Annotated in this window: 19 protein-coding genes; 11 read left to right on the top strand and 8 right to left on the bottom strand. The window is 62.8% G+C overall.

From position 1 onward, the window contains the following. Positions 1-408 precede the first annotated feature (408 nt). Complete coding sequence (locus HV796_RS12485; RefSeq protein WP_175226801.1) at positions 409-678, top strand: hypothetical protein; 270 nt, start codon at positions 409-411, stop codon at positions 676-678. Positions 679-863: 185 nt separating this feature from the next. Beyond that, on the top strand, positions 864-1,478 hold the full coding sequence (locus HV796_RS12480) for a flavin reductase family protein (protein ID WP_175226800.1): 615 nt from the start codon (positions 864-866) through the stop codon (positions 1,476-1,478). A 42-nt stretch (positions 1,479-1,520) separates the two neighbouring features. Here HV796_RS12480 and HV796_RS12475 read toward each other — a convergent pair whose 3' ends face one another. Then, a complete protein-coding gene (locus tag HV796_RS12475) occupies positions 1,521-3,497 on the bottom strand; it encodes a methyl-accepting chemotaxis protein (RefSeq protein ID WP_175226799.1) in 1,977 nt (658 codons plus the stop codon). A 250-nt stretch (positions 3,498-3,747) separates the two neighbouring features. Beyond that, on the bottom strand, positions 3,748-6,321 hold the full coding sequence (locus HV796_RS12470; protein ID WP_175226798.1) for a heavy metal translocating P-type ATPase: 2,574 nt from the start codon (positions 6,319-6,321) through the stop codon (positions 3,748-3,750). 285 nt (positions 6,322-6,606) lie between these two features. Between HV796_RS12470 and HV796_RS12465 the strand changes: the two genes are divergently transcribed. Then, positions 6,607-8,142 (top strand): Fic family protein, encoded by a 1,536-nt coding sequence (locus HV796_RS12465; protein WP_175226797.1) that lies wholly within the window; start codon positions 6,607-6,609, stop codon positions 8,140-8,142. 44 nt (positions 8,143-8,186) lie between these two features. Here HV796_RS12465 and HV796_RS12460 read toward each other — a convergent pair whose 3' ends face one another. Next, on the bottom strand, positions 8,187-8,828 hold the full coding sequence (locus HV796_RS12460) for an FMN-binding negative transcriptional regulator (RefSeq protein ID WP_175226796.1): 642 nt from the start codon (positions 8,826-8,828) through the stop codon (positions 8,187-8,189). Positions 8,829-9,065: 237 nt separating this feature from the next. Here HV796_RS12460 and HV796_RS12455 point away from each other — a divergent pair, with 237 nt between their 5' ends. Together HV796_RS12455 and HV796_RS12450 are read left to right on the top strand one after the other, a co-directional pair. Next, the gene (locus HV796_RS12455) at positions 9,066-10,502 is read left to right on the top strand and encodes a DUF1254 domain-containing protein (RefSeq protein ID WP_175226795.1); all 1,437 of its coding nucleotides are present in this window, start codon (positions 9,066-9,068) and stop codon (positions 10,500-10,502) included. Positions 10,503-10,737: 235 nt separating this feature from the next. Next, positions 10,738-14,667: a DUF748 domain-containing protein gene (locus HV796_RS12450; RefSeq protein ID WP_175226794.1), complete on the top strand. Its 3,930-nt coding sequence runs from the start codon at positions 10,738-10,740 to the stop codon at positions 14,665-14,667. Between the two features lie 114 nt (positions 14,668-14,781). Here the strand turns inward: HV796_RS12450 and pdxR are convergent, their stop codons facing one another. Next, a complete protein-coding gene (pdxR, locus tag HV796_RS12445; protein ID WP_175226793.1) occupies positions 14,782-16,380 on the bottom strand; it encodes a MocR-like pyridoxine biosynthesis transcription factor PdxR in 1,599 nt (532 codons plus the stop codon). A 195-nt stretch (positions 16,381-16,575) separates the two neighbouring features. Between pdxR and HV796_RS12440 the strand changes: the two genes are divergently transcribed. The 6 genes from HV796_RS12440 (at position 16,576) to HV796_RS12415 (ending at position 22,909) form a co-directional block, all read left to right on the top strand. After that, complete coding sequence (locus HV796_RS12440) at positions 16,576-17,667, top strand: ABC transporter ATP-binding protein (RefSeq protein WP_175226792.1); 1,092 nt, start codon at positions 16,576-16,578, stop codon at positions 17,665-17,667. Positions 17,668-17,737: 70 nt separating this feature from the next. Then, entirely contained in the window at positions 17,738-18,790 is a 1,053-nt protein-coding gene (locus tag HV796_RS12435; protein ID WP_175226791.1) for an ABC transporter substrate-binding protein, read from the top strand. 93 nt (positions 18,791-18,883) lie between these two features. Next, positions 18,884-20,146 carry an ABC transporter permease gene (locus HV796_RS12430; RefSeq protein ID WP_175226938.1) on the top strand — a complete coding sequence of 421 codons (1,263 nt, stop codon included), beginning with the start codon at positions 18,884-18,886 and terminating at the stop codon, positions 20,144-20,146. A 24-nt stretch (positions 20,147-20,170) separates the two neighbouring features. Then, entirely contained in the window at positions 20,171-21,010 is an 840-nt protein-coding gene (locus HV796_RS12425) for an ABC transporter permease (protein WP_175226937.1), read from the top strand. 514 nt (positions 21,011-21,524) lie between these two features. Further along, positions 21,525-22,166: a response regulator transcription factor gene (locus HV796_RS12420; RefSeq protein WP_175226790.1), complete on the top strand. Its 642-nt coding sequence runs from the start codon at positions 21,525-21,527 to the stop codon at positions 22,164-22,166. A gap of 59 nt (positions 22,167-22,225) precedes the next feature. Next, a complete protein-coding gene (locus tag HV796_RS12415; RefSeq protein ID WP_175226789.1) occupies positions 22,226-22,909 on the top strand; it encodes an Hpt domain-containing protein in 684 nt (227 codons plus the stop codon). Positions 22,910-22,935: 26 nt separating this feature from the next. On the opposite strand, the gene HV796_RS12410 is transcribed toward HV796_RS12415, so the two are convergent. From HV796_RS12410 to HV796_RS12395, 4 genes are read right to left on the bottom strand one after another with little or no spacing between them, the layout of a single operon-like run. Continuing rightward, positions 22,936-23,622 (bottom strand): lytic transglycosylase domain-containing protein, encoded by a 687-nt coding sequence (locus HV796_RS12410; RefSeq protein ID WP_217477900.1) that lies wholly within the window; start codon positions 23,620-23,622, stop codon positions 22,936-22,938. Further along, entirely contained in the window at positions 23,619-24,440 is an 822-nt protein-coding gene (locus HV796_RS12405; RefSeq protein WP_175226788.1) for a TadE/TadG family type IV pilus assembly protein, read from the bottom strand. The genes HV796_RS12410 and HV796_RS12405 overlap by 4 nt, the downstream gene beginning before the upstream one ends. Continuing rightward, positions 24,437-24,787, bottom strand: a complete 351-nt coding sequence (locus HV796_RS12400; RefSeq protein WP_175226787.1) for a DUF192 domain-containing protein — start codon at positions 24,785-24,787, stop codon at positions 24,437-24,439. Before HV796_RS12400 ends, HV796_RS12405 begins: the two co-directional genes overlap by 4 nt. Further along, the gene (locus tag HV796_RS12395) at positions 24,784-25,662 is read right to left on the bottom strand and encodes a type II secretion system F family protein (RefSeq protein WP_175226786.1); all 879 of its coding nucleotides are present in this window, start codon (positions 25,660-25,662) and stop codon (positions 24,784-24,786) included. The genes HV796_RS12400 and HV796_RS12395 overlap by 4 nt, the downstream gene beginning before the upstream one ends. Positions 25,663-25,664: the final 2 nt, after the last annotated feature.

The raw sequence follows: 25,664 nt of genomic DNA, 5'->3' as shown, positions 1-25,664 counted from the left end.
GCAAGCTTGCGCGAAGTCGTCAAGTGAAAGCGCAGTATCGAGAGCTCGGCTAAAAATGCCGAGCTCTTTGCTTTCAGGCAAGACCCTTAAAACGCATTAAACCCACGCGCTGCCACATCAGCTACGCCTTCAATTTTCTTTCGCACACTTTCCGTATCGAAAGGGATGTAACGTAAGCTGACAGCGTCGCAGCTATCCGTTAGTGCCCACCCTGGGATGTGTCCTGAATCGACAGGCATTTCGCATATAGCGGGGCCGCATGATCCGCCGTTCTGTGAAATGTGTGCTTACAAGTCTTCACGTTTATGTATCGGCGTCGCCATTACAGTGGTTCTCAAGCGCGGGGCCGAAGCTGACGCTCCTGAACATCACGGCCCTCGCAACAACATTCTCAATGGGAGAATCAACATGAAAGGCTTGAACAAGACGTCGCGCACCCTGATTGCCACGCTGCTCGCAGGCGGCGCATTGCTCGGCGCGACCAGCGCGTTTGCACAAGACGTCGTGTACGGTGAACCGCACATGATTCCGGTCGGCATCTCGATCCAGCTCGGCTGGCAGCATGATGGCCGCTACTGGGATGGCCATCGTTACTGGTCGCACGACGAGTGGATGCACCACCATCCGCACGACCGCGATCCGTATCATCACGACGATCATCGTCCGCATCACGATTAATGAGCTTTTGATCTGGGCGGCCGCGGTCTTTGCCGTGTCGCCCGTCCCGCAGTCCATCAACCGGCCTGTCGCGAGCTGAGCGGCAGGCCGGTTGCGTTTACGGCAAATCATCAAAATGCGCACTGCGTTATGCTGGACACTCTCGTCAAAGGACTCGGTCCCCAGCAGCAGTGAAGGAATACCGTATGAGCGATGTGCACTTCTACGACCCGCTGGTCGGGCATGGTTTGCCGCACGATCCGTTCAAGGCGATCGTCGCGCCGCGCGTTATCGGCTGGATCTCAACGCGCGCCGCGAACGGCCGATGCAATCTCGCACCGTACAGCTTTTTCGGCGCATTTTCGACGTTTCCGCCAATGATCGGTTTTTCCAGCGAATCGTATAAGGACAGCATTCGCAATATCGAAGAAACCGGCGAGTTCGTCTGGAACCTGACATCGAAAGCGCTCGCCGAGCAGATGAACCGCACCTCCGCGCCAGTGCCGCCCGAAGTCGACGAGTTCGAACTGGCTGGACTCACGCCTGTCGCGGGCCGCAATGTGTCGGTGCCGCATGTCGGCGAATCGCCCGCCGCGCTCGAATGCAAACTGGTGCACGTGGCGGAACTGCATTCGCTCGATGGCAAGCCGCTGGACACCTGGCTTGCGATCGGCCAGGTGGTCGGCGTGCACATCCAGAACGCGTATCTGAAGGACGGCCGGTTCGACACGCTGGCCGCGCAGCCGATCATGCGCGCAGGGTATCGCGGCGACTACGTGGAAGCCGGCGCGATGTTCGAGTTGATCCGGCCGAAGGCGTAAGTCAGTCCGCGAACCCCGGCCGCAAACCGCACGATGCGTGGCTCAGTGCTGCGCATCCGCGTTCACCTTGAACACGCTCACCGCGTCGCTTAACCGGTCGGCTTGCTCGCGCAGTTCGGCGGCGGCGCGTTCCGCTTCGGCGACGAGCGTCGCGTTCTGCTGCGTCGCTTCGCCGATCTGCGTAACCGCGAGATTGACCTGCTCGATGCCGCCTGACTGCTCGCGCGACGCGACGCTGATTTCGCCGATGATCGTCTGCACCTGGCCGACGCGCTCAACGATGCCGCGCATCGTGACGCTCGCTTCCTCGGCGATCCGATAGCCGCTCTCGACTTGCGCAGTCGACGCGGCGATCAGTCCGTCGATTTCCTTCGCCGCCGCGGCGCTGCGCTGCGCGAGCGCGCGCACCTCCGAGGCGACGACCGCGAACCCCTTGCCGTGCTCGCCGGCGCGCGCCGCTTCGACGGCCGCGTTTAGCGCGAGGATGTTGGTCTGAAATGCGATTCCTTCGATCACGGACGTGATATCGGCGATCTTTTTCGACGACTGGCTGATCTCGCCCATGGTCGACACGACACGCCCGACTGCACGGCCGCCGTCGACCGCCGCGGCCGATGCGTTCGTGACGAGCGTGTTCGCCTGTGCCGCGTGGTTCGCGTTCTGCTGCACGGTGGACGTCAGTTCTTCCATGCTCGCTGCCGTCTGTTCGAGGCTGCTCGCTTGTGTCGCGACACGCGCGGCGATATGGCCGCTGCCGGCCACGATCTTCGCGGTGCCGTGCGTCATGTCGGACGAAGCGCTTCGCACCTGCGTGACGATGCGCGCGAGACCTTCGCCGATACCGTCGATCGCGTGCATCAGGCGGCCGATTTCGTCGCGGCGGCCGCGGCCCGCATCGGCCACGCGCACGCTGAGGTCACCGGCCGCGAAGCGTTCGGACGCTTTCGCCGCCTCTTCGAGCGGGCGGCTCACGAGGCGGCGCACCACGATCAGAAACACCGCGACGAACACCGCAACGAGGATGAAACCGATCAGCAGGAAGCGGTTGCGCGTCGCGTTGACTTCGGCCATCACTTCATCGCGTTTCGCGATGCCGCCGAGCAGCCATTGCCATTCAGGCACGGTGATGAACGACGCGTACTTGTCGGACGCCGCCGTTTCGCCGAGTGCCGCGTCCGCGGACCTGAATGCGAGGTGGCCTTCTTTCTCGTCGAGCATTTGACGATAGGGCGCGTTGCCATCGTCGGCCTTCTGACCGGCCGCCGCCGGATGCACGATGAACTTGCCGCGCTCGGCGCCATGGGACGCATCGAGCACGAAGTAATAGCCGCTGTCGCCGATCTTCAGCTTGCGGATGCCCTCTTCGATCGAATGGATCTGCGCATCGACGTCGACACCGACGAACAGTGCGCCGATCACGCGGCCGTTCGCGTCGAGGATCGGCTTGTACTGCGTGATGTAACGTTTGCCAAACAGCCCGGCAAGACCGGTATACGTCTTGCCCGCGGCGATTGGCGCATAGGCGGGGCCTTTGCGATCGAGCAGCGTGCCGATCGCGCGCGAGCCATCCTGTTTCTTCAGCGATGTCGTCACGCGCACGAAGTCGTCGCCGGTTCGCGCGAACACGGTCGCAATCGCGCCGCTACGCGCGAGAAAGTCGTCGGGCACCGAGAAGTCGAGATTCAGCACTTTGTCGCCAGCCTTGAAGACGGGCGTCGCGACACCGTTGATGTCGATCTTCTGCGTTTCGTCGAGCGCAAAGTCCGTTGGCAGAAAATGTTCGAATTGCGTCATCGAGCGGCCGACTTCAGCATTGAGTGCTTTGTCGAACAGCGAAATCGTGTCGGCGATCGAGCGGTCTTTTTCTGCGATGCGCGTGAGCACCTGTTCGTTGATCTGCTCGCCGGCCGCGCGAGTGACCGCCCAGGTGAAGGCCGCGAAGATCAACGCCACCAGTGCGCACGACAGCATGGCGAGCCTGGCGCCGACGCTGGCGCGGCGCAATGTGAGGAGTTCCATGACTGTAATGGTGGTAATGGGGGGACGGGACTGCTCGGACAGTTCCGTGTCGCGAGTGATGTGCCCAGATTGGAGGTGCTCGCGACCTGACATGGATTATCGGCGGCGCTGGCAGATTTCTTTAATCTTTCGAAAGCAATATGTAATTTCGGCGGCCGGCGATCCGGCGATCCGGGGGCCGGCCATCCAGCGGCCGGCGATCCGCGAAGCGACCCGGCTCCGCCAGTTCACCGGAGCCGGCTGGCTTGTCTCAGTGGCGCGCGCGCCAGCGGCGTAGCAGCAATGCGTTGGTCACGACGCTGACGCTCGAGAACGCCATCGCCGCACCCGCGATCATCGGGTTGAGCAACCCGAACGCGGCAAGCGGGATGCCGATCAGGTTATAGACGAACGCCCAGAACAGGTTCTGCTGAATCTTGCGCCACGTGCGGCGCGAGAGATCGATCGCGTCGGCGACCAGCGCCGGGTCGCCGCGCATCAGCGTGATGCCGGCCGCATGCATCGCGACGTCGGTGCCGGTCGCCATCGCGATGCCGATATCGGCGGCGGCGAGCGCGGGGGCATCGTTGATGCCATCGCCGGCCATGGCGACGACACCCGCACTGCGGATCTTCAGGTCGTGGATCACACGCGCCTTGTCGGCAGGCAGCACTTCCGCGTGAAATTCGTCGATGCCGAGCGCCGCTGCGACGCTCGCCGCGCTGCCGCGGTTGTCGCCGGACACGAGCACGCTGCGGATACCCATTTGCTTGAGGCGCTCGATCGCCGCGCGCGCCGTCGGCTTCACCGTGTCGCCGAAACCGATTAGCGCAAGCACGGCTGGCGGCGTACCTGCGCTGCCGCGTGTCGTCAGCCACGACACGGTGTTGCCCGCCCGCTCGAGTTGCTGAGCGCGCAACGCGAGGCGTTCGGGCAACGCGATGCCAAGTTCCGCGAGCCACCGGCCGCTGCCGATCGCGATTGTGCGTCCGTCGACATCTGCTTCGACGCCGCGGCCGGGTATCGCGCGTGCCGAGCGCGCGCTCAACGCGGACGGGCTGGCGAGCGCGATGCCGGCGGCGCCGGCAAGTGCGTCGCGGTCGGCTTCGGCCGTCGCAAACGGCGCCGGCTCGGCGTCTTCGAACGCCTTCACCACCGCGCGCGCCAGCGGATGATCGCTATGCCGCTGCACAGCCGCGGCGACGCGCAACGCGTCGATGCGATCGACTCCATCGCCCACCTCGAACGCGGTCACCGACGGCTGGCCGACCGTCAGCGTACCGGTCTTGTCGAACGCGACCACGTCGATCTGATGGGCGGTTTCGAGCGCCTGCGCGTCCTTGATCAGCACACCGTGGCGTGCCGCGACGCCCGTGCCGGCCATGATTGCCGCGGGCGTCGCGAGGCCGAGCGCACACGGGCACGCGATCACGAGCACCGCGACCGCGTTGAGGATCGCGGCCTCCACGCCGGCCCCGGCGAACAGCCAGCCGATCAGTGTGAGGACGGCAAGGCCGAGGATCACCGGCACGAACACAGCACTCACGCGATCGACGAGGCGCTGGATCGGCGCTTTTTCCGCCTGCGCTGTTTCAACCAGGCGGATGATGCGAGCGAGCAGGGTTTCCGCGCCGATCGCGGCGGCGCGGATCGTGAGCGCGCCTTCGCCGTTAATCGAGCCGGCGGTGACCGGGTCGTCGGGCTGTTTGGCGACCGGCATGCTTTCACCGGTGATCAGCGATTCGTCGATATGCGTGCGGCCTTGCAAAACCTGGCCGTCGACGGGAATCCGTTCGCCCGGCCGCACGGCGACGATCATGCCGACGCGCACCTGCGCAAGCGGCACCTCGCGCTCTTCGCTACCGATGACGATCCGCGCACGGTCCGGCCGCAATGCATTGAGTGCTCGGATCGCATCAGTGGTCTGGCGTTTGGCGCGCGCTTCGAGCCACTTGCCGAAGCGCACCAGCGTGATAACGACCGCCGACGCCTCGAAGTACAGATGCATCGTGTCGCCCGGATGCATCACCAGTTGATAGACGCTAATGCCGTACGCAGCCGACGTACCGAGCGCGACAAGCAGATCCATATTGCCGGCGCCGGCCCGGACCGCGCGCCATGCGGCGCGATAGAAGCGTGCGCCGAAGCCGAACTGGACGAGGGTGGCGAGCGCGAGCTGCAGCGTCCCGGGCAGTATCGCGTGCCAGCCGAATGGTTCGGTTGCCATTGGCGCGACAAGCGGCAGTGTCAGCAGCGCGGCGATCAGGACCGCGGCGAAGTCGCGGCGCGCGCTGTCGCGCGGCGCGGCGGCGGTGGCCGTGGTTGGGACGGCTGTTTCGGCCACCAGCGGCGTCGCATGGTAACCGGCCTTTTCGACGGCTGCGATTAACCGGTCGATGTCCGATTCGCCGTTCAGCTGGACGCGCGCCTTCTCGGTGGCGAGGTTGACCGATGCCGACGCGACGCCGGATACCTTCGACAGCGCCTTCTCGACGCGCATTGCGCACGACGCGCACGTCATGCCGCTGATCGCCAGCTCAGCTGTCGCGGGCGGCAGTGCGGACGCGGTCGCGGCGTCGGCGGCTTGCGCAACCGGGGACGCATCGTAGCCGGCCTTGCCCACCGCCGCGAGCAACGTATCGACGGAAACCGACGCGTCGGCGTCGACAGTCGCCTTTTCGGTGGCGAGGTTGACTGTCGCGCGGGCGACGCCCGGCACTTTGGCAAGCGCCTTCTCGACGCGCATCACGCACGACGCGCACGTCATGCCGTGGATCTCGAGCTCGGCCCCCGGCGCGGCGGGGCGCGACACGTCGGTGGCCGATCGCGTGGCAAGGTCAGTCATGATGTTCAGGCTCCTGCGGCGGCCGATGGACCGCTCGATGAAACCCAGTATCGACGTTCCAATGATGGGAAGGTCAAGGAATTATTGGGGCGAGGCGCTCGTCCACCAAAACAACTACTCCGTGTACCAAATCGACTATTTTTAGAGGATCAACCTACATAACATACTACATTGACGTGACCAGGTTAAATATAGCCATTTATGTGTAAAAATTGCCATAAATAGTCGTTTTCGTATACACTGTAGGTGTTTTTGTAGATCCCTCGGGGAAATCAGCAGGAATCGATGGCTACTCCACTCGGCTATCAAGCGCTCATCGACCGCTTCCGCCTGAAAGTGCCGGAACCGCTCAAGGTTTTCGGGCTGTCGGACAAATCCGGCGTGATGTCCACGTTTACGTCGGCAGACGGTAGCGAGCGGGTAACCCTGCCAAAGCATCGGTATTCAGGCAATCCCGACTCGATCGTTGATCAATTGACCTTCGCGCTAAAACGCGAAACGCTCAATCCGACCGTGCTGGGCGCCTTGTTCGAGCAGGGCGAAGCCGTCTACACGGTGAGGGAGTGGCTACGCGTCTCGCCTTCATCGGCGTATGCCCGCACAGCAGCGTTCCTCGCCAAATGGCTGAACGGCGTCAGTTTCGACTTCAGCGTGCCGCCTGGTGCGGCCCGCGTCCGTATTCTGTCGGACAAGCAGTACGTGGTCGGGCCGTCACGATCCGATACGCAGTTTGGCGTGGTCAACAACCTGCTGGGCACGCGCGCGTTTGTGCCGATCGTACGTCGTACCGAGCGGCTCAATGCGTTGCTCGCCGAAAACCTGTCTGGCAAGGTGACGCAAGCAATGGCGATGATCGAACCCGAGGTTCTCGCGCGCGCAGTCGACTATCTATACCTCGCCGAAACGCGTTCCACCTACGGAATTGAGCAGGAGATTCCCGACAATCAGCGCGCCGCGAAATTCCGGCGCCTGCTTGAGGAAGCCGGTGCGCCGGGTCGACTGACTGAAGAACAACTGACTGATTGGCAGCACCAGATCGTCAATCCGCTAACGGCAGAGGGTGGCTTTCGTGGTGGCCAGAACTGGCTCTCCCGTGCGGGCCGCCTGCGCAATATTGCGGACTACATTCCGCCCCCACCCGCGCTTGTTTCATCAATGATGAAAGGGGTGGCCGAAGTCGCGGCATGGGGCGCGACCAATCAGGTCGATCCCGTCGTTGCCGCAAGTTGTGCGTCGTTCGGACTCGTTTTTGTTCACCCCTTCTACGACGGCAATGGACGATTGCACCGGTTTCTCATTCACCACGTGCTGCGTCAGTCCGGTTTCACGCCCAAGGGTATCGTCCTGCCGATTTCGGCCCGTATGTTGAAGAACGTCGCACGCTATTCGGACTTGCTGAAAAGCTATTCACGGCCGCGCACCGCGTTGCTCGACTACCGCCTCGACGCGGACAGCGACACCATTCACGTGCGTACCGGGCAGCCGGCCTGGCTGTATGCGTCATTCGATGCGACCGCAATCTGCGAGTTCGTGCTGGAGTGCTGCAAGCAATGCGTGGAGCAGGATCTCGCGCTCGAAGTCCGCTACCTGCACGCGTACGATGCAGCCGTTGCCCGGCTCGAAACGTGGCTGGATCTCCGGCAATCGAAGATGGCTAACCTCGTCGATATTGTCGTGCAGGGCCACGGCGAACTGTCGAAGCGCAAGCGGGCGCACTTCGCTGAATTGACCGATGAGGACGTGGAACGGGCGGAGAAGGCGATCGCTGAGGAATTTGCCCACTATCTGGATGCCGTGCAGGCTGCCGCGCCTGATAACTGACAGGTGAAGTGTGCCTGCGAGTGACGCAGCGCTTTGTTCCTTTCTCACCCTTTTCGCAGCGCGCCCTCCATCGCCTCCGAGACCGCCAGTCGCGCATCGCTGCCGCGTTCACGCAGCGCGTCGAGCGCGCCTTGCCGGTCCGCGAGGTCCTTGTTCTGACTGAGCTTCCATTTACCGACGAGCCTCGCTAACTCAATCTCGATGCCGACGATTGCGCCGAGCATCTGCGAGATGAAGTCTTCGGGTGCGTCGCCCATCTTCCACGGCACAGGTTCACCCGCTTCGTGCTTGCGCGTCAGCCGGGCGACAAGGCCGCGCAGGAAACGCTCGTCGTCACGCACCGCGATGCGACCATGCGCGTGCACCACCATATAGTTGTACGTCGGCACCTGCCGATGCGCTTCATGCTTGCTCGGATACCAGTTCGGCGAAATATACGCGGACGGCCCCTGGAAGATCACCAGCGCGTCGGGCCGCTCGACCGCCTCGCGCCATACCGGATTCGCGCGCGCGACGTGTGCGCGCAGCGTCCCGTGCGGGCCGCTTGCCGCATCGAACTCGAACGGCAGATGGTTTGCGTCGAGCCCGTTCGGGCCGACCGTGACGAGCGCGCCGAGCGGGTATTCGTCGATCAGTCGATGGAGCACATCGGCGCGCTGCTCTTCGAAGTGCGCGGGCATATACATAAAATCGCTCCGGTAGTGGGAAGGTATCCCGCAAATCTATGCGGAAAAGCGCAAACGTACCGCGAAAACGGTGGATGCGCTCGTCCTCATCGCGGATATGCTTGCTTGCGTGTCACGGATACGATACAACCCGTCTACATAATCCACAGAACCAGGAAAATGCGACAGGCGTAGGGGGGGCCGGACCGGCAGCCCGCGTGGACCTGACGCGTAACCTTTCGGACGCCTGTTCGTCGAATGACAAAAAATCGTCAAGAACCCAATTCGCTGAATTCACGCTTTTATTCACGGTCCGCCGTTTGCGTTTCACTGGCAGCCCTTGCGTTGCTTGCCGGCTGCAGTTCTTCCCCAATTTCGACACCGAAGCCAACCGGGTGGATTCAGGACGAAGTCACGGATTCGTACGTGTTCGCCTATCCGCTCGTGCTGATGGGCGTCGCGCGCGACGCGGCGGTCGGCACCGGCCCGGGGCAGGCGCCGTTCAATACGCTGCGCCACGCGCAGGCGCTGCCGCCGGTCGGGGCTGCGAACCGGCCGACGCCGAGCGTCGATACGATCGATTCGTCCGCATGGCTCGATGTCGCCGGCCAGCCGGTGATCGTCTCACTGCCCGACTCGCATAACCGCTACGTCGATGCACGCGCGCTCGACATGTGGACCAATGTGCTGTGGTCGACGCCGAGCGCGCAAACGGGCGCGCGCGTGACCGGCATCAAGGCTCAGACGGTCGCGTTCGTGCCGGAAGGCTGGAGCGGCGACTTGCCGAAGGGGGTGAAGCGCGTCGATGTGTCGACCCGCTACGTGTGGCTCAACATTCGTGTGCAGTCGAACGGCGGACGGGATCTTGCCGCGATCCGCAAGCTGCAGAAGGCCATGCGTATCGCGCCGCTCGACGTCTATACCGGCGCGGCGCAGCCGCCCGATTTGCCGCGCAGCTATCCGGCCGGCGACACGCCGACCGCCGGCACGCCCGATTCGCAGGTTGCGGCGCTCGACGCGAAAGGCTTTTTCGACCATGTCGCGCAACTGCTGCCGGATGCCCCGCCGTCGCCGGCCGATCCTCACGCGCTCAGCATTCTGTCGGACCTCGGCGTGACGCCGGACGAACCGGTGCAGTTTCCGTCCGGTGCGAGCGGTGCGCTGGCCGCGGGCCTGGCCGATGGCCGCACGCGCGTCCAGACCGCGCCGTCGAATGTGCTGACCGCGAACGGCTGGAGCTGGTTCGGCGATGGCGTCGGAAACTACGGGCCCGACTATGGATTGCGCGCGTACGCGGCATACACGCAGCCGGGCATCGGCACAAAGGATGACGAAGTACGCGCGACCGCGACGCTCGACAGCGATGGACATCTGCTGAATGGCGCAAATCGCTACGTCATTCATTTCGCGCCAGATCAGTTGCCGCCGGTGCGCGGCTTCTGGTCGATCACCGCCTACACAAAGGAAGGCTCGCTCGACGATAGCGAAACCGCGCACGTCGCGGTCGGCGACCGCAACGGCTTGCGCCGCAACCGTGACGGTTCAGTCGACGTGACTGTGTCGTCAGTACGGCGCAAGGTCTCGAACTGGCTGCCGGCGCCACGCGGCGCCTTCCAGCTCGTGATGCGACTTTATGCGCCAAAACCGCAGGCGACCGACGGCAGCTGGGCGCCGCCACCGATCGAGCGCCAGTAGCGAGTAGCGGAGCTGCACTGCGCGCGAAGCATCATGTCGCACGTCCCAGGCCGGATTGACCGTGTCTGGTCAATCGCGCATTGGGCGTGAGCGCGCGATGGGCGTTGACGCTGCGGGCAATGAGTAACAATGCCCTTACATTTGATGTGCACCCCGCGGTGCAGGACGTATACTTCCGGCAACCCTGACTTTCGTCACCGCGGCGGGCTTGCCGCCGCATGATCCGCGACCGAGAATGGCAAGCCTTAATAAAGCATCGCTCGCATCGTCTCTCCAGGCTGCACGCAACGTTGCACGCGCGCAGCGCACTCGCCGTGTCATCATCGGCGTGCTGATCTTCATCGTGGTATTCGGCTTGCTCGGCTTCTTCGCCGCGCCGCCGCTGATTCGCCATATCGCCGCACAGCAGCTTTCCGAACAGCTCGACCGCCCCGTCACGATCGGCCGTATCGCGCTCAATCCCTACACGCTCAATCTCGAAGCCGATCGCATCCATATTGGCGAGCGCGGCGGCGCTGGCGATTTCATCGATATCGAACGGCTGATCGTGCGTGCGTCGTGGACATCGCTGTTTCGCGCGGCGCCGATCGTCGACGAGGTGCAAATCGATTCGCCGCGCTTTCATATCATCCGCTACGATGCGCAGCGCTTTAATTTCAGCGATCTGATCGACAAGTTCTCGAAGCAGCCGGCGAAGCCCGAAAGCAAGCCCACGCTGTTCTCGGTATCGAACATCCATCTCGAAAATGGTTCGATTACGTTTGACGACCGGCTGCTCGACGAAAAGCATGTGATCGATCAGTGGAAGCTCGGTGTGCCGTTTATCGCGACGCTGCCGTCGAAGACCGACATCTTTGTCGAGCCGGTCTTGCGGATGCGAATCGACGGCAGCCCGCTCGCACTGGATGGCAAGACCAAGCCGTTTGCGCAGTCCCGCGAATCGGAAATGTCGCTTCGTTTTGACGGGCTCGACGTGCCGCGTCTGCTGTCGTATGCGCCGTCGAAACTGCCGGTGACCGTGCAGTCGGGCAAGTTGTCGAGCGACCTGAAACTCAATTTCGTGATGTCCGGCGATACGCCGACGTTGCGCGTGTCGGGCACCACCGACCTCGCCGACCTCGACGTGCTCGACGAGCACAAGGCGCCGTTCTTTGCCGCGCATCAGGTGCACGTCGACGCCGATCTGCTCGAGCCGCTGAAGAGCGTGTATCACTTCAACGACATTCGCGTCGACGCGCCGTCGATGCACCTGGCGCGCGATAAGGATGGCGTATTGAGCGTCGAGCGCATGTTGGCCGCGCAACCCGGCGCGAATGCGGCGGCCAGAAGCGCGGCAAGCAGCGCGGCAAGCAGCGCGGCGAGCGCACCCGGGGGCGCGGCGCCGCCCGCATCCGTGCCGCAGGCCGCGGCCAGCGCGCCTGCAGCGGCCGAAGCCGCGCCGCCACTTGATCTGGCGATCAAACGGTTCACGCTGAGCGACGGCACGGTCGAAGCGGCCGACGCCGCGGCATCGCGCCCGGTGACGGCGACGTTGACGAACATCGGCATGTCGCTCGCGGACTTTTCGTCGATCTCGAAGTCGCCGGCGCGCTACACGCTCAATCTGACATCGAAGAACGACGGCGGCACGCTGAACGCATCGGGTTCGTTCGGCATGGTGACCAGGACCGCCGACGTGAAGCTCGATCTGAAGTCGATGGCGCTTGCGCCGCTGCAGCCGTATCTCGACACTGCGACCGCCGCGCAGGTACTCGATGGGAAGTTAGACGCGAGCGTCAACCTGAGCGCGAACTGGGCGCAATCGCCGCCCGCGATGCAAGTCGGTGCGAGCACGCTTGACGTGCAATCGTTGAAGCTCGCCGGGCCGGGCGAGAAGCAGCCCGCTATTGTGCTTGCGCAAGGGCACGTGGCCGTGAAGAGCGTCGACGTTGGCGCGCGTCGGGCTGACATCGAAAGCGTCGATGCGGCCGGCTTGTCGGTCGACGCGACGCGGCTGAAAGACGGCAAGATCGATCTGCTCGCACTGGCCGGTCCGCCGCAACAGGAGGCGCAGGAGCGCACCGCGATCCACGCGGTGAAGAAGGCGCAGGAAACCGGGCCCGCATGGCACTACACGATCGGCGCGCTGAACCTGAAAGACGGCTCGGCGACGTTTACCGACGAAACAACCGCGCGTCCGGTCAAGGTGGCGTTTGCGCCGCTGCAACTGAAAGTGCAGCAGATCAGCGACGATATGTCTCGCCCGCTGCCGATCGATCTGCAAGCGACGGTCAATCGCAAGGGCACGCTCGGCGTGAGCGGCGACGTGACCGCGTCGCCGCTCAAACTCGCGTTGAAGCTGGATGCGAACCGGCTCGACGCGGCCGCGTTCGAACCGTACTTCGGCAACCAGCTGAATGCGACGATCGCGAGCGCGCTTGTCAACGCGAAGGGCGACGTCGCGCTTGCCGAAGAGGAACAGCACGGCAAGGCGGGCGGACTGAAGGCGTCGTATCGCGGCGATGCGGCGCTCGTGGACGTGCGCATGCTCGACAAGGTAACGTCCGCGCCGTTCGCGGGCTGGGGGTCGCTCGCGTTGACCAACCTCAACGCGAACTACGACGACCACGGCACCGACGTCGATGCATCGCGCGTGACGTTCTCCGACTTCTATGGCCGCGTGCTGCTCGACGCGCAGGGCAGGTTGAATCTGAGTGACATCACGGCGAAGCCGGGCGACCGCGGCCCGCGCTCGCTAACACAAAGCAAAAGTGGCAAGGAGCCGATTCCTCTGACTCCGCCCGCGGTGTCGGAGGCCGTAGCGGCCAGCGAAGCGGGTGCGGGGAGCGCCGCCGTGACGATCCGCACGCCCGCCGCCGCAAGTGAGGCAAGCGCGCCGGCCACCGCGAGCGCGTCCGCACCCGCTTCGGCGCCACGCACCTCGGTTGCCGCAGCCGCGAAAACGCGGGCCACGCGGACCGCATCGAGCGCGCCGGTGAAGCTGCACTTCGGCCAACTGGTGCTGCAAAACGGCCGCGTGACCTACACCGACAACTTCGTCAAGCCGAACTACACGGCGAACCTCGTCTCGATCCACGGCACGGTTGGCGCGTTCGGCACGCAGTCGACGACGCCCGCGCCGGTCGACGTTGCCGCGAAGCTCGCCGCGAACGGCCCACTATCGATCCGCGGCACGATCAATCCACTGATTGCACAACCGGCGCTTGACCTGACCGCGACTGCGCACGACATCGAACTGACCAATCTGACGCCGTATTCGGCGAAGTACGCCGGCTATCCGATCACGAAGGGCAAGCTGAACGTCGATCTGCACTACAAGCTCGAGAACAATCAGCTGTCGGCAAACAACCACCTGTTCATCGATCAGCTGACCTTCGGCGATCGCGTCGAGAACGACACCGCAACGAAGCTGCCGGTGAAGCTCGCGATTTCGCTGCTGAAGAATTCGCGTGGCGAGATCGATGTCGACATTCCGGTGTCGGGGTCGCTCGACAATCCAGAGTTCAGTATCGGCGGGCTGATCTGGCATGCGGTGCTGAACCTGCTGCAAAAGGCGGTGACCGCGCCGTTCACGCTGCTTGCGCATGCGTTCGGCGGCGGCGGCGGCGCGGACTACGGCTACGTCGAATTCGCGGCAGGCTCGGCGAAGCTATCCGATGCAGCGGGCCAGAAGCTCGACACGATCGCGAAGGCACTGGCCGACAAACCGTCGGTGCGTATCGATCTGATCGGGCGCGTCGATCCGGCGGTCGATGAACCGGCACTGCGGACGCGTTATGTCGAGCGGCTCGTCAAGCAGGAGAAGCTGAAGGATGTGGTTGGCAACGGTGAGAGCGTCGATACGTCGAACGTGACGGTGAGTCCGGACGAGTATCGCAAGTACCTGACGAAGGCCTACAAGGACGCGGACTTCAAGAAGCCGAGCAACTTTATCGGCATGACCAAAACGGTACCCGACGACGACATGAAGACCGCGCTCGCCGAACATGCGCCGATCAACGACGCGAGCTTGCGCGATCTCGCGCAGCGGCGCGCGCAGTCCGTGCAGCAGTACTTCGAAGGCAAGATCGACAGCAGCCGTGTGTTTATCGTTGCGCCGAAGCTCGACACGCAGGGCATCGATGATAAAGGTGCGACGACGCGGGTGGATTTCGGGTTGAAGTAAGCGGCACGTTGCGCCGGCATGGCTGCACGCCGGTGGTGTTATCCATGCAGGTCCGGTGCGCGATCGCGACGCATATCACGGGTTGCGTACCTGTGAGTTTATTTCGCGCCGCGTTCACGCCGCGCGCGAAGACACCCGTAGCGCGGTGTCCTCGATCACGCGTGCAAGTGTGTCAAACGCCGGCCCGATCTTCTCGTTTGGCACGCACGCATAGCCGAGCAACATTCCGCGCCGCGCCGGGATCTCGCCGCTATAGTATCCGGCGAGCGGCCGCACGATCACGCCAGCGTCGTGCGCAGCCGCCGTCACCGCTCGATCGTTTGCATCGGCCGGCAGGCCGAGCACGAAATGCAGACCGGCCTCGTCGCCCATCACCGGAAGCATGTCGCCGAAACGCGCAGTAATCGCGTCAATCAATATTTGCCGCCGTTCACCGTACAACGCACGCATGCGCCGAACATGCGACGTCAGATAGCCATCCATAATGAATTCGGTCAACACGGCCTGCTGTATCAACTGGCCTTCGCGATACAGTTCGGCAATGCCGGTTCTGAATGTTTCGACGAGATCTTCCGGCGCGATCATGTAGCCGATCCGCAGCCCCGGAAACAGCATCTTGCCGAGACTGCCCACGTAGATGACGCGGCCCGCGTCATCGAGACCTTGCAGCGATGCGAGCGGGCGGCTGCCGTAACGGAACTCGCTGTCGTAGTCGTCCTCAATGATCCATACGCCATGCTGCTTCGCGTACTCGAGCAATGTGCGGCGGCGTGCGAGGCTCATCACCATGCCCAGCGGATATTGATGCGACGGCGTAACGAGCGCGAGCCGCGGGGGTGCGCGCAAATCGGATTCCCGCGGGTTGAGTCCTTCATCGTCGACCGGCACCGGCGCGAGCGTGAGCCCCGACGACTGCAACACGCTGCGCACGCCCCAGTAGCAAGGCTCTTCAACCCATGCGCGATCGCCGACGTCGGTCAGCAGGCGGACTGCGAGATCGATCGACTGATGAATCCCGGTCGTAATGATGATCTGGTCCGGCGTGCAGTTCACCGAACGGGCGACGCGCAGGTAGTCGGATAGTGCGCGTCGCAACGGCCTGTAGCCACCGCCGGGTGCGTAGGTCAACAGGTCCGGATTGGCCTGCTTCCACAGTTTCGCCTGTAGCCGGCTCCAGGTGCGCGCGGGGAACTCCGAGACGTCCGGCACGCCCGGCATGAACGCGCCCCACTGTTTTGCCGATACTCCCGCCTCGAGAATCAGCCGGCGTCCACGCACGGACAGGTCACGTGCTTCGATGCACCGCGCCGTGTGCGCCGTAACCGGTGAGTGGCCGGCCGCGCTGCGACGCAAATCAGTGTCCGTCACGTCGGCGGCTCGCGCCGCATCTTCGCCGCGACGGCCTGGCGTTGGCGATTTTCGTGCATTCACCGCGCGGTGGTCCGGCCGCGTATCCGCAACATAAGTGCCGCTGCCGGTGGTGGAGAGCACATAGCCCTCGGCCGTCAACTGGTCGTATACATGCAGCACCGTATTGCGCGCGATGCCGAGATCGGCGGCAAGCGTGCGCGAACTCGGCAGCTTCGTGCCTGGCGGCAACTGGCTCGTCAGGATGGCTTGCTGCAACAGCCGCAGCAACTGGCGATAGACGGGCTCGGCATCACCGCGATCGAGCCGCGTGGCAAGCCAATCCGACAGAATGACGGTGTCCAAATGGTTCTATCCGGAATAATGAAATGGTTCCATAAGGTAGAACCGTAACCGGCTATAGTGGGTCACGCAATCAATGCAATCCCTTGCTGGAGACGGAGCCACAGCCGGGATTAGACTCAGAAAACCCGGAAATCAGCCGAGGCCATAAAACCGTACGGATAACCAGGCGGACGGTGCGCAATGGAGACACCCACAATGAAAACTGCTGACGTGATCGTCAGTTTTCGAGGCGTGCGCAAGACCTATGACGGCGAAACGTTGGTCGTCAAGCAACTCGATCTGGATATCTACCAGGGTGAATTTCTCACGCTGCTCGGGCCATCGGGCTCAGGGAAAACCACCTGCCTGATGATGCTCGCGGGCTTCGAATTTCCCACTGGCGGCGAAATCTGGCTCGACGGCACACTGCTCAATACTGTGCCGCCGCACAAGCGCAACATCGGCATGGTGTTTCAGAACTATGCACTGTTTCCCCATCTGACCGTCGAGCAGAACGTCGCGTATCCGCTGACTGTGCGCAAGCTGTCCGCCGCCGAGCGCGCGCAGCGCGTCAATCACGCGCTGAGGATGGTTCGCATGGAGAGCTTCGCGAAACGCTACCCGGCACAGCTATCCGGCGGCCAGCAGCAGCGCATCGCACTGGCCCGTGCCCTTGTGTTCGAACCGAAGCTGGTGCTGATGGACGAACCGCTCGGCGCTCTCGACAAGCAATTGCGAGAACACATGCAGTACGAACTGAAATCGCTGCACGAAAAGCTCGGCGTGACGTTCGTCTACGTGACGCACGATCAGGGCGAAGCGTTGACGATGTCGGATCGCGTCGCGGTCTTTGACAAAGGTGTCGTGCAGCAGCTCGATACGGTGGACCGGCTGTACGAGTCGCCATGCAACGAGTTCGTTGCGAACTTCATCGGCGACAGCAATCGCTTGCGCGGCACGATCGCGCACGTCGACGGCGACTACTGCGAGTTTCATTTGGTCGACGGCACGCGACTTGTTGGACGCAATATCGGGGGCGCGCAGGCCGGTACGCCCGCCGTCGCGTGCATCCGTCCCGAACGGATGAAGCTTGCTGCAAACGGCTTGCGGCCCGGCGCGAACGCGCTTGCCGGCGAGGCACGCGGCCTCATCTATTTCGGCGATCACGTGCGGATGCGCTGTGGTCTACCGCAGCAGGACGAGTGTTTCGTGAAGGTGCCGCTTGGCACCGACGCGATCGAACGCTTTGCGCCAGGCGCACCCGTCGCGCTGGAATTCGCGCCCGAGCATCTGCGCGTATTTGCATGAGCGCATCGGAGAAAGGGCTCATTCATACCAGGCTCAGTCAAGCAGACCATCAATAAATGAGGAGGATGTGATGAAAAGAAGCGGGCAAACGCGTAGTGCGGTCGTTATTGGCGCGGTCATCGCCGCATTCGGTATCGCTGCACAGGCGGGCGCGGCGGAATTGACCGTGGTGAATTTCGGCGGTGCAAACGGTGACGCGCAGAAGGCCGCGTTCAACCAGCCATTCGAGTCGAAGAGCGGCGCGAAAGTCACGGCGGTCGAATACAACGGTGAGCAGGCCAAAGTGAAGGCGATGGTCGAAGCGAAGCACGTGAACTGGGACGTCGTCGAAGTCGAGTCGGGCGACCTCGGCCGCGGCTGTGACGAAGGTCTCTATGAAAAGCTCGACTGGTCGAAGCTCGGCAAGAAGTCCGAGCTGATTCCTGAAGCGCCGCAGACTTGCGGTGTCGGCATCTTCGTGTGGTCGACCGCGATGGCATACAACGCGGACATGCTGAAGACGCCGCCGGCGAGTTGGGCGGACTTCTGGGACGTGAAGAAGATTCCCGGCAAGCGTGGCATGCGCAAAGGCGCGCGTTACAACCTCGAGTTCGCGCTGATGGCCGACGGCGTCGCGCCGAAAGACGTCTACAAGGTGCTCGCCACGAAAGAAGGCCAGGACCGTGCATTCAAAAAGCTCGATGAACTGAAACCGAATATTCAGTGGTGGGAGGCAGGAGCACAGCCGCCGCAGTTTCTGGTGGCGGGCGACGTCGTGATGTCGACCGCGTATAACGGCCGTATCGACGCCGCGCAAAAAGAAGGCAAAAACCTGAAGGTGGTGTGGAACGGCAGCATCTACGACCTCGACTACTGGGCGATGCCGAAGGGCACGCCGAACAAGGCGCTGGCCGAGCAGTACATTGCCTACTCGATTTCGTCGCAGCCGCAGCAGGAATACGCGAAGCACATCGCGTACGGCCCGGTCAACGAGGCGGCGATCAAGGCGCTCGACTCGAAGACGCTCGCCAATCTGCCGAACTCGCCGACCAACGGCAAGAACGCGGTGCTGCAAAACCTGACGTTCTGGACCGACCACGGTGACGAACTCGAGCAGCGTTTCGCTTCGTGGGCGTCGAAGTAGGCGGCATGCCGTCGCGGTTTGAGGCGGCGCGGTCTCGCCAGCGGGTGCCGTGCCGCCGCTGCTTGCTCAAGTCGGAGACATAGTGTGACCACGATGACGATCGCTGCGGATTCGACCGCTGAATCCGCCGGTAGGCTCAAGCGTGAACTGAAAGCGGTTGAGTCGCGCAAGCGGCTGACGGCGCTGTTGCTGATCGCACCGCTGGCGATTTTCCTGCTCCTGATCTTCGTCGTGCCGATCGGCACGTTGTTGACGCGCGCAGTGCAAAACCCGGAGATTGCCACTGCGTTGCCGCGTACCGTCGGCGCGCTGCGTGACTGGGACCTGAAGTCCGTGCCGGCCGACGCCGCTTACGAGGCGCTCGCCGCCGACCTGACCGCGGTCGCAGACGGCGAAGCGATGGGCGCGCTCGCGCGGCGGCTGAACACGGAGATACCGGGCTATCGCTCGCTGGTCGCGAAAACCGCTCGCGCGATGCCGCTGACGGACGACGCCGGCCACGCGCTGCCCGCGGCACACATTCGCGCAAAGATTCTCGAGATCGATGAACGTTGGGGCGATGTCAGATACTGGCACGCCATCGCGAAGAACCGCGGAACGCTTTCGCCGTTCTACCTGCTCGCGTCGCTTGATCACCGGCAAGATGCATTCGGCCGCATCGTGCCGAATGACCCCGATCAGCAGATTTACCTGGCCGTGTTCGAGCGCACGTTCGTGATCGGCGCAGTGGTGACCGTCTGCGCGCTGCTACTCGGTTATCCACTTGCGTACTGGATTTCGACGCTGTCCGAGCGGCGCGCGAATCTGGTGATGATCCTCGTGCTGATCCCGTTCTGGACATCGATTCTGGTGCGCGTTGCCGCGTGGATCGTGATTCTGCAAAGCGAAGGGCTCGTCAACAAGGCGCTTATCGGCAGCGGCCTGATTCACGATCCGCTCGCATTGCTGTTCAATCGGACCGGCGTCTACATCTCGATGACGCATATTCTGCTGCCGTTCATGATCCTGCCGCTCTATAGCGTGATGAAGTCGATTCCGCCTTCGTACCAGCGCGCGGCGATATCGCTCGGCAGCCATCCGTTTGCCGCGTTCTGGCGCGTCTACGTGCCGCAGACCTATCCGGGTATCGGCGCGGGGGCGTTGCTGGTATTCATTCTCGCGATCGGCTATTACATCACGCCTGCGCTGCTCGGTGGACCGAACGATCAGATGGTCAGCTACTACGTCGCGTACTTCACGAATGTGACGATCAATTGGGGCATGGCCTGCGCACTGGGCGCCCTGCTGCTCGCGGCGACGCTCGTGCTGTATATGGTCTACGGACGCTTCACGCGCTCGCAAGTCAGCCTTGGCTGACGCTTGGGGACCGCTGCGATGACAATGAAATTCGCCAAGCCGATGTTTGCGCCGCACACTTCGCTGATCGAACGGGTGTGGTACTTCGCATTGCGTGGTCTCGCGGTGCTCACGCTGTTGTATCTGGTGCTGCCGGTGCTCGCGATTGTGCCGTTGTCGTTTTCGTCGAGCACGTTTCTGGTCTATCCGATTCCGGGCTGGTCGCTGCGGTGGTATCAGAACCTGATCGGCGCCGACGAATGGCGCATGGCGGCGAAAAACAGCTTTATCGTCGCGCCTTCGGCCACCGTACTCGCGACGGTGCTCGGCACGCTCGCCGCCATTGGCCTCACGAAAGCGAATTTTCGTGGCAAAGCGCTGCTGATGGCCGTGCTGATCTCGCCAATGATCGTGCCGGTCGTCGTGGTCGGCGTCGGCATGTATCTGTTCTTTGCGCCGCTCGGACTCGCCAACACGTATGCCGGATTGATCATGGCGCACGCGGCGCTCGGTGTGCCATTCGTTGTGACCACGGTCGCAGCGACGCTGCAAGGCTTCAACTACAACCTAGTGCGCGCGAGCCAGTCGCTTGGCGCGAACCCGCTACAGACCTTCTTCCGCATCACGCTGCCGGTGATCGCGCCCGGCGTGATCTCCGGCGCGCTGTTCGCGTTCGCGACGTCGTTTGACGAAGTGGTCGTCACGCTGTTTCTCGCGGGCGCTGACCAGACGACGCTGCCGCGCCAGATGTTCACCGGTATTCGCGAGAACATCAGTCCGACGATCGCCGCGCTCGCGACCATTCTGATCGTATTTTCAACTTGCCTGCTGCTTGCCCTCGAGTGGCTGCGCGGCCGCAATGCGGCACGCGCGGTGCGAGCATGATTCCCTCTCCCGACCTGCACTAACCGCGTGTCACGCACGGCGTAGCCTGTTGCGCTGCGCCGGTTCTCCCTCACGTGATCCCGATCGCCGTGCCGCACGCGGCCGCAACGCCTGCGGGCCCGTTCCTGTTCCTTCGGCGCGCCATTCATTGCGAAATTTCAACGGCTGACGAATCCGACGACGTACGGGGAAATTTCCTGGACTTTGTGCGCGTCAACCTGTTTATGCTCGACGCTGTGTGAGCGCAAAGCGCTCGGCGTAGGAAATGACGAAGCGGGGGCATGCGGAGCTGATGTAGCGGCATGCATACGGCATGAAAAGACCGCAATGAATTTATATGACAGCCCGACGCATCGTACATGTTAAACATTCAGACGAACGCATGAATGTGCCGAATGATCAGGATCACGAACGTGAGCCACTTGAAAATAGTGTCGAATAAGTGGCGACGATAAGTGTCATTGAATTTTCATCGATTCGTGCATTCATAAAATCATAATTTTGGAGAACGAATATGACTACGGTTATGATTGTGGACGATCATCCGGCACTGCGTTTAGTGATCCGGACGCATCTGACGCAAGTAGCGAACATTGCCGACATTGTGGAGGCCGACAACGGCCAGGAGGCTGTCGAGATGACCCGCCAGCATTTGCCGGATCTCGCCATTCTCGACCTCGATATTCCGCGCATCAACGGCCTCGATGTCATTCCGCGCCTGCGGCTCGCACATCCGGACATTCGCGTGATGATCCTGTCCGGCCACGACACGTCGACATTCGTGCAGCGCGCGGTACGCGCGGGCGCACAGGGCTTTGTCAGTAAAACGCAGGATATTCGCGAGATCATACGCGGCGTTGAAGCGATCCTGTCTGGATACAGCGTATTTCCGGTGACGTCGGGCGCGATTGTCGCGCCGCTCGTCGGCGAGCTGGGCGAGCACGACAAGCTCGACCTGTTGTCCGATAAGGAACTGGTTGTGTTGCAGATGCTTGCGAAGGGCATGTCAAACAAGACGATCGGCGAGGCGCTCTTCATCAGCAACAAGACTGTCAGCAGCCATAAGACGCGCATTCTGCAGAAGCTCGGCGTGGAGACGCTGGTCGATCTGGTCGATTTCGCGCGGCGCTGCGGCATTGCGTCGACGCAACAATGATGCGCCGGTATGGCGAGCGCCGCGAGCCGACGCAAGTCGCGGAGCGCCGGACGGTATCCATGAGTGGATTGGGCTCCGATCGCCGGCACATTGACGGTGGCGGCCACGAACAGGCTCGATCCGACGAATGCGGCGAGCGTGGATACCGGCCGATTCAGATGGCGCTGCTTTCATTTGAACCGCAAGAGATCGCATCCATACTCGCGCACTCGGGCATTTCGTCCGATACGCACGATGTGCGATTTGCGCTGGTGAACGGGCGTGAGCACGACGACCTTGCGGCCGAGTGGCACAGTTCGTTTGCCGACGGCTTGCCATTGCCACTTACTGGTGGCAGTGCGCGAAAGCATGGACGGCACGGTGTCGTGCTGATCGTGAGCGACCGCCGTCCACTGAAAGCCCAGGTCGACACGCTGGCTTGCGGCGATGACGCTATTGCGACCGAATTCATGCGAATACTGGTCGACACCAATCGCGAGGCGTTGGGTGCGTTGTACGACGCCGCGCGCCGCGCACAGTGGACTGAGCTCGGAAACGTTACGCACCGGCTCAGTGGATCGCTCAGGTTGTTCCGCTGCAGCAATATCGTCAGGCTCGCGGCGCGTATGGAACAGGCTGCCCGTCATGGTGACGCGGCCAAGGCGCGCGCGATACTGCCCGTTTTCGCCAGTGTCGTACAGAGCCTGAACGCCGTGCTCGAAAAGATGCTCGGATGCACCGGGAGTGGCGCCGTGCATGGCTAGCGCGGCGGTTGCGGCCGTCGTCCTCGTCAGCGGGCCGGGTACGGTTGTTCGCGCATGGACTGCACGGCTTGCAGATAGTGTTCATATCGTTCGACCACTTGCGGGACGTAGCGCTGCGTCTCGCGATAGCGCGGAATGGCGCCGCCGGAGCGGCGCACCGCGTCCTCGCCAGCGTTGTAGGCCGCGAGTGCGAGTTCGAGGCTACCGAAGCGCGTGAGCAATCTGCGCAGAAGGCGCGCGCCCGCCACGACATTTTGTCGCGGGTCGAATGGATCGATGGCGCCATATAATCGGCCGGTGGCCGGCATCAGTTGCATGAGTCCGGCCGCGCCCTGTTTCGAAATCGCCTGCGGATCGCCTCCTGATTCCACGTCGATCACCGCCATCAGCAGTGCGCTGTCGATGTCGACCGTACGCGCTGCTTCTTCAATCAACGGGAAGAGTGTCACGACCCGCGCTTTGACGCTCGCCGCGAGCGGTGGCGTGTCCAGTTGAAGCACGAGCGACAAGCGTTCCTTGTGGTTGCGAGCGACGGCGTCGCCAGCGCGATCTTCCGCAAAGCCGCCGATGATCATCATGACGCGCGGGGGATTGACGGACGCAGCCTGTGCGGCGGCCGGGTGCGGGGCCGCGATGCATAGCGCCGCAGCCGCTGCGATCAGCATGCGCGCATGGACGGGCGCTTGCCACGCACGGCACGGTTGCTGTGTCATCGGTGTGCAGCGCGCGGGTCTAGTGTCCCCGGCAATTCGCTCATATCGTGTGCGGCATCGGCGCGATAGGACGATTGCATGCGCACGAGCGCTTCCGATTCGAGCGCGAGCGACCAACGGCTAGTCTCCACGCCGTCGGCAAGCTTCGTTCTGCAAATGGTATCGGGACGGCGTGGGGCGCCGTAAGGATCACTCTCCGCATCGGCAGGCTCATGTGAGAAAAGCCCATTGGGCGCGACGTTGCCGATCACGTTCACCGCGTAATACAGCACCTTGTTGACGAGCGGAACATACATGTCGTAACAGTAGTGCACGCGAATCTTGAGCAGATTGGCATCCTGAATGCCGACTCGGGAACGTGGCCCAGCAGCGGGATTCCTGTACATCAGCGTGTCGTTCGGAATTTCGTTGTAGCGTATGCCTTCGGCTGGGTAGAAGCGAGGGCGCGCAAAATCTTCGGTCATTTCGCGAGTTGGACTGACAATCGTGATCAAACCGGATTGGATCGTGTCGAATTGCGCCAGCTTCAGCGCGGCTTGTACGCCATCGCCATCTGCGTGGCGTGCATAAAGCGGCGCTAGCCCGCGCGCGAGCCCCTCTTTCATCGCTTTCATCGAACCGTGCGACACAGCACCGGCGCGAGCCGCCTCGAGTGTGGCCACATCCAGCGTGGCCTTTGCTTGATACAGCAGAACGAACTGCACCGCCGCAAAGGAGAGAAAGAGCATCACAGGCGCAATTACAATAAATTCGCTGATTGCCTGCCCGCGTTGTGTACGCAACGAACCCGCCGACCGCACCGAATCACGCCAAGTCATGCATGAGTCTCCAGGCCAAGCTGATCGCCGATTGTGATCGATAGTACGTCTGTCATGCCGGCGGACATCTCGAGCGTGCGTGCCGCACGCAGGCTGAACAGCATCCGCGCAGGCGGCACCCGGCGATGAATGGCTACCACGCGCCACAACCGGTCGACGAACATCACATCAATCGGAAAGCGCATGCCGAACGTGTGCACCGAACGGCACGGCACGAGCAGCAGCGCCTCGTCGTCGGCCAGTTGTCCGCGTCCGAGCAGTCCGCGCATGCGTTCGGGTGCCGACGCGGCGATCTTCACGCGAATGCCGCAAGCACGGCCGTCGATCATCAGGCTTGCGGATTTCAAAGCAGCCCTTCCTGAACGAACTTCATCACAATCGGAAAGCCCAGCACGATGAACGTGACCGGAAAAATAAAGACCAGCAGCGGAAACACCAGCTTGACGGGCGCTTCCATCGCGTGTTTTTCGGCGCGCTGAAAGCGTTCGGCGCGGCGCTGTTCCGACTGGAAACGCAAGGTCCGCGCGAGTCCCGAACCCATACGCTCCGCCTGAAGAATCGCGCCGACCAGGTTGGAAATTTCCTTGATGCTCTGCCGCTCGTCGAAGCGGCGCAGTGCCTCGGTGCGGCTCAAGCCGGACTTCAGATCGCGTAGCACATGTTCGAGTTCGCGGCGCAGCGCGCCGTCGGGTCCTTTCTCGACGGCCTTCTGCAGCGCGCCGTTGATGTTTAGTCCCGCTTCAACCGCGAGGGTCAGGAAATCGAGGTAGATCGGCAGATGCCGCTGGATCTTCGCCACGTGGCGCTGCCTCACACGGCGCGTCCATAGGCGTGGATAGCCGTATCCGAGCAAAGCGAAACCGGCCGGCATCCACCAGTAGAAAAGTCCGGTCGCCGCTGTCACCAGAGAGCCGACAAACGTGGCGGCACAGGCGCAGATCAGCGACGTCGCGATGAACTGCTGCGCGTTCATCAGAAATGTCAGCGAGGTCACGCGCAACCGGGTTTCGGTGCGTTCGACGAGCGTCGCACTGAACTGCGGCGCAGCATGGTGCGCAATGAAGTTAACGAGCGGCCAGATCAGTCTGAGCAACAGCGGCAGCGGATCGAGCCATGTCCGATCCTCGTTCGGCACCGCGTTTCCGAGGCGGCCAAGCGAGCGCAACAGGAGAAATGTGGCGAGCGTCGTACCGGCGCCCGCGATGATCGAAATGAGTAGCATGT

It is taken from the genome of Paraburkholderia humisilvae, assembly GCF_902859855.1.
Taxonomy (GTDB): domain Bacteria; phylum Pseudomonadota; class Gammaproteobacteria; order Burkholderiales; family Burkholderiaceae; genus Paraburkholderia; species Paraburkholderia humisilvae.
Note: the sequence above shows the minus strand (reverse complement) of the source record. Positions and strands in the feature narration are given on the sequence as shown.

What these genes read in the sequence shown, in the direction of transcription:
- HV796_RS12485 (WP_175226801.1), top strand. Translation starts at nt 409, where the DNA reads ATGAAAGGCTTGAACAAGACGTCGCGCACCCTGATTGCCACGCTGCTC.
- HV796_RS12480 (WP_175226800.1), top strand. Translation starts at nt 864, where the DNA reads ATGAGCGATGTGCACTTCTACGACCCGCTGGTCGGGCATGGTTTGCCG.
- HV796_RS12475 (WP_175226799.1), bottom strand. Translation starts at nt 3,497, where the DNA reads ATGGAACTCCTCACATTGCGCCGCGCCAGCGTCGGCGCCAGGCTCGCC.
- HV796_RS12470 (WP_175226798.1), bottom strand. Translation starts at nt 6,321, where the DNA reads ATGACTGACCTTGCCACGCGATCGGCCACCGACGTGTCGCGCCCCGCC.
- HV796_RS12465 (WP_175226797.1), top strand. Translation starts at nt 6,607, where the DNA reads ATGGCTACTCCACTCGGCTATCAAGCGCTCATCGACCGCTTCCGCCTG.
- HV796_RS12460 (WP_175226796.1), bottom strand. Translation starts at nt 8,828, where the DNA reads ATGTATATGCCCGCGCACTTCGAAGAGCAGCGCGCCGATGTGCTCCAT.
- HV796_RS12455 (WP_175226795.1), top strand. Translation starts at nt 9,066, where the DNA reads ATGACAAAAAATCGTCAAGAACCCAATTCGCTGAATTCACGCTTTTAT.
- HV796_RS12450 (WP_175226794.1), top strand. Translation starts at nt 10,738, where the DNA reads ATGGCAAGCCTTAATAAAGCATCGCTCGCATCGTCTCTCCAGGCTGCA.
- HV796_RS12440 (WP_175226792.1), top strand. Translation starts at nt 16,576, where the DNA reads ATGAAAACTGCTGACGTGATCGTCAGTTTTCGAGGCGTGCGCAAGACC.
- HV796_RS12435 (WP_175226791.1), top strand. Translation starts at nt 17,738, where the DNA reads ATGAAAAGAAGCGGGCAAACGCGTAGTGCGGTCGTTATTGGCGCGGTC.
- HV796_RS12430 (WP_175226938.1), top strand. Translation starts at nt 18,884, where the DNA reads ATGACGATCGCTGCGGATTCGACCGCTGAATCCGCCGGTAGGCTCAAG.
- HV796_RS12425 (WP_175226937.1), top strand. Translation starts at nt 20,171, where the DNA reads ATGAAATTCGCCAAGCCGATGTTTGCGCCGCACACTTCGCTGATCGAA.
- HV796_RS12420 (WP_175226790.1), top strand. Translation starts at nt 21,525, where the DNA reads ATGACTACGGTTATGATTGTGGACGATCATCCGGCACTGCGTTTAGTG.
- HV796_RS12415 (WP_175226789.1), top strand. Translation starts at nt 22,226, where the DNA reads ATGAGTGGATTGGGCTCCGATCGCCGGCACATTGACGGTGGCGGCCAC.
- HV796_RS12410 (WP_217477900.1), bottom strand. Translation starts at nt 23,622, where the DNA reads ATGACACAGCAACCGTGCCGTGCGTGGCAAGCGCCCGTCCATGCGCGC.
- HV796_RS12405 (WP_175226788.1), bottom strand. Translation starts at nt 24,440, where the DNA reads ATGACTTGGCGTGATTCGGTGCGGTCGGCGGGTTCGTTGCGTACACAA.
- HV796_RS12395 (WP_175226786.1), bottom strand. Translation starts at nt 25,662, where the DNA reads ATGCTACTCATTTCGATCATCGCGGGCGCCGGTACGACGCTCGCCACA.